Below are 16,306 nucleotides of genomic sequence, written 5' to 3'. Positions count from 1 at the left end.
GCTATGAAACAAGTTGCCAAGGGCGTCCATCAGCTCACCATCCAGCGGTTTGTCAATCTATATTTCGTCGAAACCGGGCAGTCCGGCGAGTGGGTGCTGGTCGATACGGGCCTGCCGGGCTCGGAAAAGGCCATCATTGCCGCCGCCGACGCGCTGTTCTACCCCGGCACCCACCCCGAAGCCATCATCCTCACCCACGGCCACATGGACCACTGCGGCTCGGTGCGGGCCCTGGCCGAGCACTGGAAGGTGCCGGTGCTGGCGCACCCGCTGGAAATGCCGTTTCTGACCGCCAAAGCCGTGTATCCACCCGCCGACCCCACCGTGGACGGCGGCGGCTCCCTGGCCTTCGTGGCCCGGTTTTTCCCGCCCCAGTCGTTCCAGTATTCCGACTTGGTGCAGAAGCTACCGACCGACTCGGACGCCGTACCCTACCTGCCCGACTGGCGCTGGCTGCACACGCCCGGCCACGCGCCCGGGCAGCTGGCTTTGTTCCGCGAGTCGGACCGCACTCTGCTGGGCGGTGATGCCTTTGCTACCACTAACCACGAGTCGGTGCCCAAGCTGCTGCTGAAAGTGCCCGAAATCAACGTGGCCGGCGCGCCCTTCAACTACGACTGGGAGCAGGTGCGCAGCTCGGTGCAGCAGCTGGCCGCGCTGCGGCCGGACGCCATTGGCTGCGGCCACGGCCCGGCCGTGCAGGGTCCTAAGTTCACGGCTCAGCTCCAGCACCTAGCCGACAACTTCCCCATGCCCAAGCACGGCCGTTATGTTTCCGAACCCGCCCGCTTCGACGCCAACGGCGTGGTTTCGGTGCCCGCGGCGGCCCAAGACACCCTGCCGGGCAAGCTGGCCCTGGCCGCCGCGGGCGTGGCGGCGCTGGTCGGCGTCACGCTGCTGGTCAAAAAGCAGAAGAAGCACCAGCAGAACCGGTACCCGCGCCCCACGCCCGACACGCCCCGCAATCCGCGCACGGGCAAAGCGCCGGAGTAAGCCAGCCGTGCGCAGCACCCGCGTCCTAGCTTTCAACGGGCTTTACTGACTCAAAAAATCCCCTTGCCGCCCCGTGGCAAGGGGATTTTTGGTTGAAAGGAACTTCCCAGGTCATCGGCGGAAGAAGATTCCCTGCGCCCGGGCCGACTGGCGAGTTGCCGCGGCCTTACAGCTGGGTCAGCTTCACGTCGCCCTTCACGGTTACGGCTTTGAGCAGGGGCCCGCCCTGGCCCAGGGTGGCGGCTACCACTTTCTGCAGGGTTTCGGATCTGGTGACGGACAGCTTACCGGCGCTGATGCTCCCCACGGTGGTGGCGGCGTACACTTTGGCCGAGTAAGCTTTGGGCAGGTCCCAGGTGATGCTGCCGTTGGTGGTGGCCACGTCGAGACCCTCACCCACCCACTTTGGCCCGGCCAGCTTGATGCGCACCCCGCCGTTGAGCGTGCGGCCCTTGATGCTGCCGCCCACGTTGGTCAGAATCACGGCGCCGTTGGCGGCCTCGAAGGTGACGGGCCCCTGCAGCTCGCTCAGGTTGATGCCGCCGTTGAGCGTGCGCAGGGTCAGAGCCATCTTGCGGGGCACAAATACCTCATAGCTCACGGCCCAGCCCAGCTCGCCATCGGCGGTACTTTCGGCGCGCAGGGTGTAGTCCTGGGCTTTGATGGTGATGCTCTTGCCCAGCTTGCGGGCCTCCTCGTCGGTTTTGCCCCAGGCCAGGATTTTAGCCCGCACCCGCACGTCGGGGCCATCCCAGCCTTTCACCGTGATGCCCCCGTTGGCGCGGCCGTCAATGGTGATGCCCTGGCCGGCGGGCGCGGGCAGGGTTTTGTCGCGGGTTTCGCAGTAGCGCTTGCTGCTGCTGCTGGTGAAGGTGCCGTCGCCGCACTGAATGGTGAAGGCGGGGGCCGACTGGGCCCGGACGGAGCAGGCGGCCAGGCTCAGCAGCAGGGCCAGAAACGGAATTTTCATAAGCGGCGGGGCAGAAAACAGAACGGCCGCAAGGTAGCGCGGCCCTGCTGCCCACAAGCGCAACTGCCGCGTAATAGTTGCCCCGGAGCCAAAAAGAAGCCCGCCGGGCTTTGCGCCGCCGGGCGGGCTTCTTTTTGGCCGGTACGGCTGAGGGCTACTCCTGCTTCACTCTGATGCCGCCGTTGGTGGTTACGGCCCGGACGGAGGCGCCGCCCTGCCCCAGGCTGGTGGCAATTTCCTTGTGGGTGAAGCCGGATTTGGTCACGGGCAGGTTGGCGGCAATGGAGCCCATGTTGGTGCTCGTAAACAGCTTGGCGGAGTAGTTTTTGGGCAGCTCCCAGGTGATGCCGCCGTTGGTGGTTTCCACGTCGAGGCCCTCGCCTTCCCACTTGGTGCCGGTGAGCCTGATGCTCAGCCCGCCGTTGGTGGTATGGCCCTTGATCTGGCCGCTCACGCCGGTGAGCGAAACGCCGCCGTTGACGGCCTCAAACCGGACGCGGGAATCGAGGTTGCTCAGGCTGATGCCGCCGTTGATGGTGGTCAGGGCCAGGGCGGTGCGGCGGGGCACAAACACTTCGTAGCTCACGGCCCAGCCCGGCCCGCTCTGGTCGGGGCCGGCGGCGCGCAGGGTGTTGCCGGTGGTGGCAATGCTGATGCTGCGGGCCTGCTGGCTGGCCGCCGCCTCGGTTTGGCCCCAGCTGGTTACGTTGGCCCGCACCCGCACGTCGCTGCCGTCCCAGCCTTTGACCGTGATGCCCCCGTTGGCGCCGCCGTCGATGGTCAGCGTCTGGCTGCCGGGGCTGGCCAGGGTCAGGTCGCGGATTTCGCAGTAGGTCTTGCTCGTGTTGCCGCTGGTGCGGGAACGGTCGTCGCAGGTGGAGGAAAACACGGGGGCGGTCTGGGCCGCGGCCGACAGCGTGGTCAGGCCGAGCAGGCAAGCGGTAACGAGGTTTTTCATGGTGGGCGAAGCAGAAAGGTGAGACGAGTCAGCCCAACAGATGCAGCCCGGAAACGAACCGTTGCCTTAACCACGAAATACTTCGTAGATAGTTGCGGCCGCGGCCGAAAACCCTCATCGGCGGCCCGCAGCCCGCTGGGTTCAGGCGCAGGAAACCACGTTTGCCACTACTCAGGGCGGAGTGAAGCTTTGGCTACGCCGGTCAGGAAGGCCGTGATGATGGTGGCCGCCAGCCGCGCCGTCTGGTTGTCGCGGTCGAAAACCGGGTTTAGCTCCACCACCTCGAACAGGCGCACCAGCGGGTTCAGCCCGGCCAGAAATGCGGCTTCGGTGGCCTGCCGGGGCGTGAAGCCATCGGCGCTGGGCGCCGATACGGCGGGCGCATAGGCTTCGGCGCAGCCGTCGATATCGAAGCTCACGAAGGCCGGACCGGCGGCCGTAGCCCGCTGCAGGGCCCGGGTCTGGTAGAGCGGCAGGCCGTCGTTCTGCACGTGGGCCAGCGGCACGATGGTAGCCTGCTGCCGGTGCAGAAAGTCAATATCCTCCTTCGTGTTGAGGTTGGAATGGAGCCCGATTTCGGTGAAGCGCGGCCCGGCCAGCACGCCTTCGCGCAGCAGCTTGCCGAAGGGCGTGCCGCTGCTGATCAGCTCGGGCCGGTCCTTCACGTCGGCGTGGGCGTCGAGGTTGATGCCGCCCACGGCCTGCCCCCCGGTGGCGTCGGACAGGCCGCGCACGGTACTGTAGGTGCCGTCGTGGCTGCCACCGAGCACAACTACCCGCGGGTACTGGCGCAGCAGCTCGCCGAGGCGACGGCGGATGGTGGCGTGGTTGGTGGCGTGGTCGGGGTGGCTCAGGTCGAGGCTGCCGGCGTCGGCAATCCGTAGCGTGTCGAGGCTCACGTCGTGCTCCAGGTTGTAGGTTTTGTGGTAGCGGCGCAGCTCCCGGCGGATGGCGTCGGGGGCGTGGCGGGCCCCGGCGCGGCCGCCTTCCAGGACGGTTCCAAAGTCGAGGGGCAGGCCCACGAGGCAGACGTCGGCCTGGGGCAGCGCGGCGGCGGGGCGGATGAGTTCACGCAGAAAGGTTGGCATGGCACGAATGTAGCTTGCCCGGGCCAACCACCCCACCGCGGCCCGGGCAGCCGGCGCGGCAATACCTACCTTGCACCATGCGTACCTTCTGCCTGCTCTTCTTCCTTTGCGGCCTGCTGCTCATCAACCCGCCCGCCCGGGCCCAAAAAACGGCGGTGGCCGCGGCTAAACCGGCTAAAATCCCGGGCCCCGCGGCTTCGTTTTTCACCACCTACGGCTACCTCACCTACGCCATCGTGGACCGCGAAACAAAAGCAGCGCCCATTGCGGCCCGGGGCGTGGGCGGCACGCTCAGCCTGCATCCCGACGGCACCTACCAGAAGCGGCTGACCCTGCAGGGCAACGGCGGCACCCTGCGCTTCGACCAGGACGGCCGCTTCACCTTCACCGGCCAGCAGGTTACCTTCTCCTACACCGACAGCAAAGGCCAGCCCCGCGTGGATCAGGGCACGTTTCGGCTGCAGCCGGCCGTGGGGCTGCTCACGCTCACCCTTATCGGGTATCCGGCCGGCAACCAGGGCATCTACACCCTGCGGGCGCAGTAAGCCTTGGAGGACCGGCGACCGACAATGAAGCGCTTCGAAACCATCCTGTGTGTGACGGGCAGCACGCTGGTTTTCACGCTCGGCATCGGGCTGGGCTTGCGGGCCGGTCCGGGCCTGCTGGTCGCCTACCTCCTGATTTTGCTGCTGCTGCCTCCGCTCCTAGCCCTGAGCCGGCCCATTGGAGAGTGGCTCTGGCCGGGCGCGGCAGCCGGCCGCCTGCTGCTGGGCGGATTAATCAGCCAGCTGGGGGGGCTCATGGTCGTCTATTTGCTCAAGCCCCAACCAGCCGGCTTCCTCCTGTTTGTGCGGGAGCTGCTGCGGCATCCCGGTGTGGCGGCGCTTCTGCTGCTGCCCTTGTGGCTGGCGCTGCTGACTACCTGGTTGGGGAACCGAGTGGCCCACCTTCGACGCTCCCGCCGGGTTTGAGGCGGAAGCGGACCAGCTCGCCCGGGGCGTAGTACGGGGCTGGGATCTTGCGGAATCCGGCTAGCTTGCGGCCTATGGCAGCTTCTTCCCCCTCCCTGTTGATTACCGGCGTTTCGAGCGGCGTGGGCCTGGCCGCGGCCCGGGCCTTTCTGAGCCGCGGCTACCGCGTGTTCGGCTCCGTCCGCCACGCCGCCGACGCGGCCCGCCTGCAGGCGGAGCTGGGCGCCGGCTTCGTGCCTTTGCAGTTCGACGTGACGGATGCCGCCGCCATTGCCCGGGCCGTAGCCCAGGTCCAGGCCGTACTCGGCGACGAGCCGCTGCGGGGCCTGATCAACAATGCCGGCGTGGCTTTCGGCGGACCGCTCCAGCATCAGCCTATTGAGGTGGTGCGGCAGCATTTCGAGGTGAACGTGCTGGGGCTGGTGCAGGTCACCCAGGCCTTTCTGCCCCTGCTCGGCGCCCGGCCCGACTTCCGGGGGCAGCCCGGCCGGGTCATCACCATCGGCTCGGTGAGCGGGCAGGTGGCCGCACCGTTTATGGGGGCGTACGTGGGCACCAAGTTCGCGCTGGAGGGCCTCACGGCCACCTGGCGGCGGGAGCTGCTGCTGTTCGGAGTGCCTATGGTGCTCATCGGGCTGGGCGTCACGCAGACGCCCATCTGGGACAAGGGCATCGACCTGGAGCCGTACCGCACCACGCCCTACTACGGCCCGGCCCAGCGCTTTATCCGCTTCATCAACAAAACCCGCGCCCAGGGCCTGACGCCGGAGTACGTGGCCGGGCGGCTGGTGCAGATTATGGAAACGCCCCGGCCCCGGGTGCGCTACACCATTGTGCCCAACTGGCTGCGCACCTCGCTTATTCCCCGGCTGCTGCCCGCCCGCTGGCTCGATCAGCTGATGGGCCGCGGGCTTGGGCTGCTGCCGCCGCGCCGCTAGCGGCGGCGCGTTGCGCCCGGCCGGGCTTTCTGCTAACTTGCAGCCCTTTCGGCCCCCACCGCCCCGAAACCAGCCAAGAAGCACCAATAACTAAGCACTACACGACGCATGGGAAGAGCATTTGAATTCCGTAAAGGCCGCAAAATGAAGCGCTGGGACAAGATGTCGAAAGACTTCACCCGTATCGGCCGCGAAATCGTGATGGCCGTGAAGGAAAACGGCCCCAACCCGGACACCAACTCCCGCCTGCGCACGGCCATGCAGAACGCCAAGGGCGTGAACATGCCCAAGGACCGGGTGGAATCGGCCATCAAGCGCGCCCACAGCAAGGAGGAAAAAGACTACCAGGAAGTGGTGTACGAAGGCTATGCCCCCCACGGCGTGGCCGTCGTCATCGAAACGGCTACCGACAACCCGACCCGCACCGTGGCCAACGTGCGCATGTACTTCAACCGCGGCAACGGCGCCCTGGGCACGGCCGGCTCCAGCGACTACACCTTCACCCGCAAGGGCGTGTTCCGCCTCGCCGCCGAGGGCCTGACCCTCGATGAGCTGGAGCTGGAGCTGATCGACGCCGGGGCCGAGGACGTGTACGCCGACCAGGAAGAAGACGAGCACGGCGCCGTGAAGGACTTCATCGTGGTGGAAACGGCCTTCACCGACTTCGGGCAGATGCAACGGGCGCTGGAGGAAAAGCACCTCAACGTGGTATCGGCCCAGCTGCAACGCGTGCCCAACACCACCGTCAGCCTCGACGGCGAGCAGCTGGAGGAGGTGATGAGCCTGATTGAGAAGTTCGAGGAGGACGATGACGTGCAGGCCGTGTACCACACGCTGGGCTAGGTTGACCTGTTCGCTACACAACACGCGGGCCGCTCCATTCGGGGCGGCCCGCGTCTGGTTTTGGGCCGGGGCAACCCGCCGCTGACTTCCTCCATCTTGCCGGTATACGCGCCGCTATTTTACCCGACCTGCTATATGAAAATCCTCTTCACTACCGCCCTGCTCCTGTTCCACGGGCTGACCGCCCGGGCCCAGCAGGCCGAGCTGACGGCCCTGCTCAACAAGCACCACGTCACCGGCCTGCAGCTGATCTACGCCAAGAACGGGCAGGCCCAAGCCTATAGCCTCGGGCAGCGCCAGGCCGGCACCGGCCAGCCCGTAACAGCTAAAACCACGTTTCAGGCCGCGTCCCTGGGCAAGGTGGTACTGGCCTACACCGCCCTGCGCCTCGTCGATCAGGGCCGGCTGAGCCTGGATAAGCCGCTGCTCACCTACTACTCCTACCCCCGCCTGCTGGGCCAGCCCGGGGCCGACCGGATTACGGCCCGCCAGGTGCTGACCCACACCGCGGGCCTGCCCAACTGGGCGGCCTACCCGCTGAGTCCGGCCTGGAAAACGTCGGTGCTGCCCTTGACCTATGCCCCCGACAGCTGCTGGAGCTACTCCGGAGAAGGCTACGTGTTCCTGCAGCGCACCCTGGAGCACATCACCGGCCAGTCGCTGGAGGCGCTGGTGGGGCAGCAAGTGTTCGGGCCGCTGCGGATGAGCGGCAGCAGCTTTGTCTGGCAGCAGCGCTTTGCGGCTGATGCCGCCTACGGCCACGACCAGGCCGGGAAGCCCACCGAAATCAAGCGCTTTGCCGAGCCCAACGGCGGCTTCAGCCTGCTCACGACGGCCGCCGACTACCACCGCTTTACGCAGGCCCTGCTCAGTGGCCGGGGCCTGCGGCCCGCCGCCGCCCGGCTGCTGACCACCGCAGCCAGCGCAGCCAACCGCTGCGGGCAGCCGGCCACGCCCACCGACGCCCGCATTGCCTGGGCCTGCGGGGTGGGGCTGGCTGATACCAGCCACGGTCCGGCCCTCTGGCACTGGGGCGACAACGGCGACTTTCGGGGCTTTTTTATAGCTTTACCGAAAACCGGCGAAAGTCTGGTCTTGCTGACCAACAGCGCCAACGGGCTGAAAATGATCGACGACGTGCTGGCGCTGTTTATGGGTCCGGGCCACTACTACGCCATGCAGTGGCTGGCGGAAGAGAAATAAACCCCGGGCCGCCGCGTTAGGTCCCCACTATTTCCTGCTAATCCGCCTTTATGAAAACAAGCTCGTTACTCCTGCTCACCCTACTCGTCCTTGGACGGCTGCCCGCCCAGGCCAAGGGCCCCGACAACCTGCGCGCCTGCTGGGCGCAGCAAGCCCAGCCCCTGCAAGCCAGCTACGTGGCGCTGCGCTACCGCGAAACCCTGGCCCAGCTCGAACACAGCTTCCAGCCCTGGCAGGCCACCAACTACACGGGCGCGGGCCAGGTGTGGAGCCGGGCCGACGGCTTCCTCAAGTCGGACACGCTGCGGCAGGGCCCCAAGACGTACTTCTCCCTCACCCAGCTCACGCCCGCCACCCTGCTCTTTCAGGACTACGGCGACGAAAAGCTGACGCCGGTAACCCCGGAAGCCTTCCGGGAGCAGCCCCTGCAGGCGGCCCGCTACGCCCCGGCCACACTCATTCAGTACTTTGTCGACCAGAAAGTGAAGCCCGCGCCGGAAAGCAGCCGGGCGCTGGTCGTGTACCAGGCCCGGCTCAACGGCACCGTCGTCCGCCTCTTTATCCGCACCACCGACAACCGCCTGAGCAAAGTCACGGCCCTGCGTCATGACGAGCTATTCGGCGACGTGCTGACCACCTACACCTACCAGGACTACGCCACGGTGGGCAAGCTGGCTTACCCGCGCACCATCACCATCGACAAAATCAACGGCAAGCTGACCGACAAGGTCACCATCACGGCGGCGGCGCTGGTGCCGGCCGCGCCCAGCCTGCTCACCCCGCCCGCCGACTACCGGCTGACGCCGAAAACGGCGGCTCCGCCCCAGGTGAGCGTGGAGCACCGCGGGGCCCACCTGCACTTTCTGGGCCTGGCCCACACCGACGACAAGGTGCTGGTGGTGGAGTTCGACACGTTTCTGCTGGTGGCCGAAGCGCCGCTCAACAGCGCGAACGGGGAGCTTATCATCCGGGAGGCCCGCAAGCTTGCGCCCACCAAGCCCATCCGCTACTTCGTGGCCGGCCACTACCACCCGCACTACCTGGGCGGTATGCGGCCCTTCGTGCACCGCGGCGCCACCGTCCTGACCACGGCCGCCGACGTGCCCTACGTGCAGTACTTGGCCGCCGCCCCGCACACGCTCGAGCCCGACAGCCTGCAGCGGCAGCCCCGGCCGCTGAAAACCGAAGTCGTGACGGACACCAGGACCATTGCCGAGGGCGGCTTCGAGATGCAGATTCACGTTATCGGCGCCCAGTCGCAGCACACCAACGACTACCTGATCTACTATTTCCCCACCGAGAAGCTGCTCTTTGAAGACGACCTGGTGTGGATAGCGCAGAAGGGCGACGTGAAGAAAGCCAGCCCCCGGCAGGCCGGCCTCTACCAGGCCATCCAGGACCGCAAGCTGGCCGTCGACACCATCGTGCAGTCGTGGCCGGTGCAGGACTACGGGGTCAAAACCACCATTCCCTTCCGCGAGCTGGAGCAGTCGATGCAGGTGAAGTAGCGGGGCGGGCGGCGGGCTTTTGGCGCCGGGCCGGATTAGTGGTAGGTTTAGCCTTCCCACGCGTTTTCTGCTCCCATGCCCATCTTTTCCCGCCTCCCCGCCGTTGGCCTGTTGCTTGCCGGCTTGATTTCCTGCTCCCAGCCGGCCAAGCCTGATCCGGCGGCCGCCACCATCCCGGCGGCCTACTTCCAGCCTGCCGACTCCGGCGCGGTACAGACCGGCGGCGTGCAGATCATTCCCATCACCACGCCCAAGGGCACCTTCAACGTCTGGACCAAGCGCTTCGGCCACAACCCGCGCATCAAAGTACTGCTGCTCAACGGCGGCCCCGGCGCCACCCACGAGTACTTTGAGTGTCTGGAAAGCTTCCTGCCCCAGGACGGCATCGAGTTTATCTACTACGACCAGCTCGGCTGCGGCAACTCCGACAACCCCCGCGACACGGCCCTGTGGAGCCTGCCGCGCTACGTGGAGGAGGTCGAGCAGGTGCGCCAGGCCCTGAAGCTGGACAAAGACAACTTCTACCTGCTGGGCCACAGCTGGGGCGGCATCCTGGCCGCCGAGTACGCCTTCAAATACCAGCAGCACCTCAAGGGCCTCGTCATCTCCAACATGATGATGAGCATTCCGGCCTATAACCAGTACGCCGACCAGGTGCTGGCCCCGCAACTGAAGCCCGCCGTGCTGGCCGAAATCCGCCGGATTGAGGCCCAAAAGGACTTTCAGAACCCGCGCTACATGCAGCTGCTGGAGGCCAACTTCTACAATGAGCACCTCTGCCGCCTGCCCCGGCTGCCCGAGCCCATGACCCGCGCCCTGGGCAAAACCAACCAGTCGCTCTACGTGACCATGCAGGGCCCCAGCGAGTTCGGGGCCTCCGGCAAGCTGCTGCGCTGGAACCGCGTGCCCGACCTGGCCCAGCTCGCGGTGCCCGTGCTCAGCATCGGCGGCAACCACGACACGATGGACCCCGCCCACATGCGCCTGGTGGCCGCTAAGGTGCAGCACGGCACCGCCCTGATCTGCCCCCAGGGCAGCCACATGAGCATGTACGACGACCAACTGACCTACATGGCCGGCTTGCGCCGGTGGATTCTGGGCGTGGACAAGGGGGAGCAGGAAGTGAAGCTGTAATCCAGACGCGGGGCTTGTCATGCTGAGCGCAGCCGCAGCATGACCTTTTTTTCGACGTTCGAAACAGCTTTTACTTATCCGCCATGAACAGATGCTACTTCCTGCTGCTACTACTGTGCGCCGGCTGCCACTCAGGCCCCGATACCCAGTAGCTTGCTATTGCCGACCTACAGCAGCTTGTGGCGCGTAAAAATGACAGCCTCGTCGTGCTCACCGCCCGGCTGGCCGACGTTCCCCCTCCCCCGGCAGCGGCGGCCCCCTCTCCGCCCACCGCGGCACCGCCGGTAGCTGCCGCACCCAGGCTGTACCAGCAACCCGTAATTACCGCCACCGACGCCGAGCTGCCCGAGGTGCTCAGCCTGCTCGATTCAACCACCACGTTTCAGGCTGATTATTACCCCATCAAAGCGTTCCGCATCTGCAACGGCCCCACCGATACAGCCCGTGAGTACTGCAACTGCTCCCACTACGTCTACATCGCCCTGAACACCGACGACCTTCCCTACGAGTGCAAAGGATTCCGCATCGGGCCGTTTTACGAGGCCCGGTTCAAGGGCTGGAATTCAGATAAAAAGAACCCCGCGCTGCGGATTGAGCACGAGGTCGGGGGCCGCCGCAAAACCGACACCTTCCGCATCGCCTGGGATGGCGGCATTCACCAGCAGTAAGCACTTCGGCCGGGCAATGGTAGTATTGCGCCCTCAACTTCCGTACGCCCCCGTGCCCCTGCCCTACCGCCCCCTGTTCTACTTCGAAAGCGAAGCCGCCATCCTGCTCGAAATCAAGTGCCTCGACCTGCCCGGCGAGCAGGCCCCCGGCCGCCTCTACCACTGGCTCTGGTTCGACAAGGCCACTCAGGCGCTGCAGGCGCAGGAGTTCGTCTCCATGCAGGCCGGGGAGCCCGAGCAGGCGCGGGAGTTCGGGCAGGGTAGCCTGCGCTTCACCGCCCACCGCGCCACCTACGCCCCCCACGACGGCAGCCCGGCCCACCACCTGACCGCCGCCCAGCCCACCGAGCTGCCCATGGCCCTGCGCCAGGCCATCCGCGAGTACCTCGACGCGCAGGAAGCCGCCAGCAAGCCGGGCCACAGCCCCGGCGGGGCGCCATATTGGTAGAAAAAGGCCCTTACCCCGCTGATTTAAGCCCCAGCAGGGCGGCACAATCGTTCAACGATGGTGTCGCCCCGCTGGGGCTTTTCCGCCTAAAAATCCCTATGATCTACTGATATGCTGCCCCGCTGGGGCTTAAAAACACGTTCCGACCAATGCAAAATACCTTCTGACTGAAGCAGAACCCGTCCCGACCGAAGCAGAACACTTCCTGACTCAACCCGGCTGGCTCCCCCTCTCCCCAAGGAGCGGGGGTCGGGGGAGAGGTTTACTCTGCGTACCTTGCGGCTCTTTACCACTTTTTTGCCGCCTGCCCTATGCCCAGTTCCGAATCCACCCGCCTCAACAAGTACATCAGCGAAAGCGGCGTCTGCTCCCGCCGCGAGGCTGACAAGTTCATTGCCGAGGGCAACGTATTCGTGAACGGCAAGCGCGCCAAGATCGGCGACCAGGTGAGTAGCAAGGACCGCGTCATCGTCAACGGTGCCCACATCGAGCCCCGGGCCCCCGAAGACGCCATCTACATTGCCTTCAACAAGCCCCCGGGCATCACCAGCACCACCGAAACCAGCGTCAAGGACAACATCATCCGCTACATCAAGCACAGTGAGCGGATCTTCCCCATCGGCCGCCTCGACAAGGACTCCCAGGGCCTGATTCTGCTGACCTCCGACGGCGACATCGTCAACAAGATTCTGCGCGCCGGCAACAAGCACGAGAAGGAGTACATCGTGATGGTCGACAAGCCCATCAAGGACGACTTCATTGAGGGCATGCGCGGCGGCGTGTCCATCATGGGCATCATGACCCAGAAGTGCGAGGTGAAGAAGGAAACCAACTACATCTTCCGCATCACCCTGATCCAGGGCATGAACCGGCAGATCCGCAAGATGTGCGAGGCTTTCGGCTACGAAGTGGTGCAGCTCGAGCGCATCCGGGTGATGAACATCACCCTGAAGGGCATCGGCGTGGGCGACTGGCGGGAGCTGACCGAAAAGGAGCTGGCCGGCATCATGGAGATGACCAAAAACTCGTCGGGTACCAAGGAAGCCTCCCTGCCCAAGCGCCGCGCCCCGGTGGTCAAGCAGCTCGGCTGGGACGTGAAGCCCCGTACGGCCGAGGAAGGCGTCTTCGAGGAGCAGCAGCCCGCCCGCCCGCCTCGGGCCGCGCGCGCGCCCAAGCCCGCCGGCACGGCCAAGCCCGCCGCCCGCAAAGCCGCCCCGGGCAAGCCGGCAGCTAAGGCCAAGCCGGCCGGCAAAGCCAAGCCTAAAGCTAAATCAGCCCCCGACCCGGACTTCTTCTTCGACGAGAAGCCCACCAAGAAAGCCGCCGCCAAGGCCGCCCGGCCCAGCGTAGCCGGCGGCAAGTTCAAGCCCGCCGCCAAAACCCTGAACCGCAGTCCCAAAGGCAACGCCGGCCGCCGCGGCGGCAGCCGGTAGGCAAAAGGCCCCGTTGGGCGCCAGGGAGCATCCCAGGAATTGACGCTGCCAAAGTAATCGTCCTGCTGAGCCCAGCCGAAGCCGCTCTACCGCCAAAGTAATTCTCATTACCACTGCCCTAGAGAGGCTTCGCCAAGGCTCAGCAGGCCGTTTCTATACCGTGTTTTATAGCCATGCAGATCTTCGTCGAAACCGAGCGCCTGATCCTGCGCGAGCTGCTGCCCTCCGACGACGCGGGCATGTTCGAGCTGGACGCCGACCCCGAGGTGCATCGCTACCTGGGCAACAAAACCGTGCAGACCATCGGGCAGAGCCGGGAGCTGATTGCCTTCGTGCGCCGGCAGTACGTGGACAACGGCATCGGGCGCTGGGCCGTGGTAGAGAAGCAGACCGGCGCGTTCGTGGGCTGGTCGGGCCTGAAACTGGCGCCCGGACCCACCAACGGCCACACCCGCTACTACGACCTGGGCTACCGCTTTATCCGCCGCTACTGGGGCCGGGGCTACGCCACCGAAACGGCCCGGGCCTCGGTGCAGTACGGCTTCGACACCCTACGGCTGCCGCTGATCTGCGGCATTGCCGACGTGCGCAACCTGGCCTCCAATCAGGTACTGCAGAAAGTAGGGCTGGGCTTCATCGAGACCTTTGATCTGGCAGGCCTGCCCCACCACTGGTACCAGCGGCAGCGGCCTCACTAAGTCCCTCCGGCTCGGGGCGGCCCGGGTGAGGGCAGATGCTATTCCACCATCAGGCGGGCAGTGCTGGGCGCCAGCCCCGGGGCCTGCACGGTCAGCAGGTAAAGCCCCGCCGCCAGCCCTTCCAGCGGGAGCACCCGGGCTGCCGCCTGCGTGCGTACCACGCGGCCCTGGCAGTCGACAAGCCGCAACCGGGTAGCCGCCGGCAGCACCGGCAGCTGACAGCGCCCGTGGGCCGGGTTCGGATACACCGTCAGCGACGGCGCCGTAGCCGCGGCGCGGGCAGACAGCACGGGGGCACCGCTGGCAACGAACACCAGCGTATTGTTGGTGCTGCCGGTGCCCAGCTGGCCGTAGCCGTTGTAGCCGGTGCCGAAGATCAGGCCCGTGCCCGTCTGCACGGCCAGGGTGTTGTTCTGGTCGGCGGTGAGCATGCTCCAGGTGTTGTTGCTGGTTTCGCGCACCGGCGTCGAGCGGTTAGCGGTGGTATTGTCGCCGAGCTGCCCGTAGTTGTTGTAGCCCCAGGCCCAGAGCGAGCCGTCGGAGCGCAGGGCGGAGGCATGGTTGGTCCCGGCCGCCACCTGGGTCCAGCGGGTTCCCGCCCCCACGGTCCCGGGCGTGATAACGGCAATGGGCACCCGGCTGAGCGTAGTGGAAGCATCACCGAGCTGCCCGAAGGCATTGTAGCCCCAGGCCCAGAGCGTCCCGTCGGAGCGCAGCGCCAGCGAAAAGTCGTCGCCGCCGCTGATGCTGGTCCAGCGCGTGCCGGCGGCGGCCCCGGCGGGCGTGGGGACGGCGGTGGGCACCGCCCGCGTGGTGGTGCTGCCGTCGCCCAGGGCGCCGTAGTTGTTGTAGCCCCAGGCCCAGAGCGAGCCGTCGGAGCGCAGGGCCAGGGAGTGGGCCCGGCCCGTGGTAATCTGCGTCCAGGTGGTGCCGGCGGCCGCGCCGGCCGGCGTGGTTACGGCTACTGCCAGCGGGCGGGTGGTGGTGGTGTTGTCGCCGAGCTGGCCGTAGACGTTGTAGCCCCAGGCCCAGAGCGAGCCGTCGGAGCGCAGCGCCAGCGTATGATACTCCCGGGACGAGACCTGCGTCCAGGTAGTGCCGGCCGCCGCCGCCGCCGGTACCGGTATGAGCACCGGACTAACGCGGGTGGTGATGGTGCCGTCGCCGAGCTGACTGTAGGTATTGTAGCCCCAGCCCCAGAGGGTCCCATCGGTGCGCAACGCCAGCATGTGGCTGGAGCCCGACGTGACGCCGCTCCAGCGGGTACCGGGCAGGGCGGCAATCGGGGCCGCTACCTGGGCCGGCATGGTGCGGCCGGTGGTGGTCCCGTTGCCGAGCTGGCTGTTGCCGTTGTAGCCCCAGGCCCAGAGGGTGCCATCGGCACGCAGGGCCGCCGCGTGGTTGGAGCCCAGCGTTATCTGGGTGTAGAGCGAGGTCTGGGCCCACAGGTCGGGCAGGAGCAGCAGGAGCAGCAGTGCCGACAACAGAATCCGGAGTACCCCGCCGGCCAGCCGTGCCGGGCGGCCGTGGTTGGGGTTGGCAGTGGCGAAAAAAGCGGGAGTGGCGAAGAGCTGTTTCATAGCCGGGAGGAAGAAAGAGTTGGCACTTAAGAAATATTATTTTGTAAAATTACCGCATAACGCCACCTCTGTCAACACATATATATGTGGCTATGTTGGAGTTGCAGCTGCTGTTGGTGCCGCGTCGCCGGCTACTGTATTGGCCTCTGTGCCACAACCGGGCGGACCGCCCTGGGGTGCAGCCCGGGCGGCGGGATGCGCGGCAATGCCCGGCCGCCGGGCCGGAGTTCCGGGCTCGGCTACCGGGCAAAAGCAAGACGGCCGGACCGCCCGCTGGGCAGTCCACCTGTGCGACGATAGTACAGGTTGCCAAAACCGGCGCCCCGGCGCAGGTCCCGGCGGCCAGGACGGAGGACGTAGCCGCCCCCAGGGTCGTACCGCGCAATGTCACAAATTGAGGCACTGTGGCCTGGCCCGGGGTATCGGAAACGGCTACTATTGGCGTATCCTTTCACCTCAACCCCTTTCTGCGCTATGAAACCGCTGTTCCTCTTCTCCCTTCTGCTCCTGACCGGGGCCTGCGCCAAGGAAACGCCCACTCCGACGGCAATCAACACCCGGACCAGCACCAACGTCCGCGTCGACGACACGTATTGCCCGGATGTGTACGACCCGGTGTGCAGCAACGGCGTCACGTATCCGAATGGCTGCTACGCCCGTAAAGCCGGGGTAAAAACGTATACCCGCGGCGCCTGCGGCGGCGACATCTAGCCGGCCCCCGCTCCGGCAAAAAGGCCCGCGTCAGCAATGATGCGGGCCTTTTTGGCTTCATTGTCGGGTCCGGAAATATGTTGACAGCTTTTCCAAAAGGTGTCATGAAAACCGAGTTTGAGCCGCGTGCGCGGCGTAGTCAGCGCGACTACAGTTTGCCCT

The 16,306-nt window shown here is 66.2% G+C and carries 17 protein-coding genes; 13 read left to right on the top strand and 4 right to left on the bottom strand.

The window, feature by feature from the left end:
* Positions 1–3: 3 nt before the first annotated feature.
* Entirely contained in the window at positions 4–993 is a 990-nt protein-coding gene (locus ABD842_RS06660; protein ID WP_345111791.1) for an MBL fold metallo-hydrolase, read from the top strand.
* A 166-nt stretch (positions 994–1,159) separates the two neighbouring features.
* Here the strand turns inward: ABD842_RS06660 and ABD842_RS06655 are convergent, their stop codons facing one another.
* From ABD842_RS06655 to ABD842_RS06645, 3 genes are all read right to left on the bottom strand, one after another.
* Positions 1,160–1,963 carry a DUF4097 family beta strand repeat-containing protein gene (locus ABD842_RS06655; RefSeq protein WP_345111788.1) on the bottom strand — a complete coding sequence of 268 codons (804 nt, stop codon included), beginning with the start codon at positions 1,961–1,963 and terminating at the stop codon, positions 1,160–1,162.
* A 154-nt stretch (positions 1,964–2,117) separates the two neighbouring features.
* A complete protein-coding gene (locus ABD842_RS06650; RefSeq protein WP_345111786.1) occupies positions 2,118–2,921 on the bottom strand; it encodes a DUF4097 family beta strand repeat-containing protein in 804 nt (267 codons plus the stop codon).
* A gap of 167 nt (positions 2,922–3,088) precedes the next feature.
* Entirely contained in the window at positions 3,089–4,009 is a 921-nt protein-coding gene (locus ABD842_RS06645; protein ID WP_345111784.1) for an arginase family protein, read from the bottom strand.
* A 77-nt stretch (positions 4,010–4,086) separates the two neighbouring features.
* Here ABD842_RS06645 and ABD842_RS06640 point away from each other — a divergent pair, with 77 nt between their 5' ends.
* The 11 genes from ABD842_RS06640 to ABD842_RS06590 all read left to right on the top strand — a co-directional run bounded on the left by ABD842_RS06640 (position 4,087) and on the right by ABD842_RS06590 (position 13,853).
* Positions 4,087–4,554: a hypothetical protein gene (locus tag ABD842_RS06640; protein WP_345111782.1), complete on the top strand. Its 468-nt coding sequence runs from the start codon at positions 4,087–4,089 to the stop codon at positions 4,552–4,554.
* A 24-nt stretch (positions 4,555–4,578) separates the two neighbouring features.
* Complete coding sequence (locus ABD842_RS06635; protein ID WP_345111779.1) at positions 4,579–4,980, top strand: hypothetical protein; 402 nt, start codon at positions 4,579–4,581, stop codon at positions 4,978–4,980.
* A gap of 74 nt (positions 4,981–5,054) precedes the next feature.
* The gene (locus ABD842_RS06630) at positions 5,055–5,918 is read left to right on the top strand and encodes an SDR family NAD(P)-dependent oxidoreductase (RefSeq protein WP_345111776.1); all 864 of its coding nucleotides are present in this window, start codon (positions 5,055–5,057) and stop codon (positions 5,916–5,918) included.
* A 108-nt stretch (positions 5,919–6,026) separates the two neighbouring features.
* The gene (locus ABD842_RS06625; RefSeq protein ID WP_345111773.1) at positions 6,027–6,761 is read left to right on the top strand and encodes a YebC/PmpR family DNA-binding transcriptional regulator; all 735 of its coding nucleotides are present in this window, start codon (positions 6,027–6,029) and stop codon (positions 6,759–6,761) included.
* A 135-nt stretch (positions 6,762–6,896) separates the two neighbouring features.
* Positions 6,897–7,964 (top strand): serine hydrolase domain-containing protein, encoded by a 1,068-nt coding sequence (locus ABD842_RS06620; RefSeq protein WP_345111770.1) that lies wholly within the window; start codon positions 6,897–6,899, stop codon positions 7,962–7,964.
* Positions 7,965–8,014: 50 nt separating this feature from the next.
* Positions 8,015–9,472 carry an MBL fold metallo-hydrolase gene (locus ABD842_RS06615; RefSeq protein ID WP_345111767.1) on the top strand — a complete coding sequence of 486 codons (1,458 nt, stop codon included), beginning with the start codon at positions 8,015–8,017 and terminating at the stop codon, positions 9,470–9,472.
* 75 nt (positions 9,473–9,547) lie between these two features.
* On the top strand, positions 9,548–10,606 hold the full coding sequence (locus ABD842_RS06610) for a proline iminopeptidase-family hydrolase (protein WP_345111764.1): 1,059 nt from the start codon (positions 9,548–9,550) through the stop codon (positions 10,604–10,606).
* Positions 10,607–10,785: 179 nt separating this feature from the next.
* Positions 10,786–11,274, top strand: coding sequence for a hypothetical protein (locus ABD842_RS06605; protein ID WP_345111761.1), 489 nt, complete (start codon positions 10,786–10,788; stop codon positions 11,272–11,274).
* A gap of 52 nt (positions 11,275–11,326) precedes the next feature.
* Entirely contained in the window at positions 11,327–11,722 is a 396-nt protein-coding gene (locus ABD842_RS06600; RefSeq protein ID WP_345111758.1) for a hypothetical protein, read from the top strand.
* Between the two features lie 311 nt (positions 11,723–12,033).
* Positions 12,034–13,155, top strand: a complete 1,122-nt coding sequence (gene rluF / locus ABD842_RS06595; protein WP_345111755.1) for a 23S rRNA pseudouridine(2604) synthase RluF — start codon at positions 12,034–12,036, stop codon at positions 13,153–13,155.
* 173 nt (positions 13,156–13,328) lie between these two features.
* Positions 13,329–13,853, top strand: a complete 525-nt coding sequence (locus tag ABD842_RS06590; RefSeq protein WP_345111752.1) for a GNAT family N-acetyltransferase — start codon at positions 13,329–13,331, stop codon at positions 13,851–13,853.
* A gap of 38 nt (positions 13,854–13,891) precedes the next feature.
* Here the strand turns inward: ABD842_RS06590 and ABD842_RS06585 are convergent, their stop codons facing one another.
* Positions 13,892–15,433 (bottom strand): RCC1 domain-containing protein, encoded by a 1,542-nt coding sequence (locus ABD842_RS06585; RefSeq protein WP_345111749.1) that lies wholly within the window; start codon positions 15,431–15,433, stop codon positions 13,892–13,894.
* A gap of 474 nt (positions 15,434–15,907) precedes the next feature.
* On the opposite strand from ABD842_RS06585, the gene ABD842_RS06580 reads away from it, so the two are divergent.
* Positions 15,908–16,144, top strand: a complete 237-nt coding sequence (locus ABD842_RS06580) for a Kazal-type serine protease inhibitor family protein (protein WP_345111746.1) — start codon at positions 15,908–15,910, stop codon at positions 16,142–16,144.
* The last annotated feature ends 162 nt before the right edge of the window (positions 16,145–16,306 follow it).

The sequence above is a fragment of the Hymenobacter algoricola genome (genome assembly GCF_039539525.1).
Classification (GTDB): Bacteria; Bacteroidota; Bacteroidia; order Cytophagales; family Hymenobacteraceae; genus Hymenobacter; species Hymenobacter algoricola.
The sequence above is the reverse complement of the archived record's forward strand: the minus strand, read 5'-3'. Positions and strand labels throughout refer to the sequence as shown.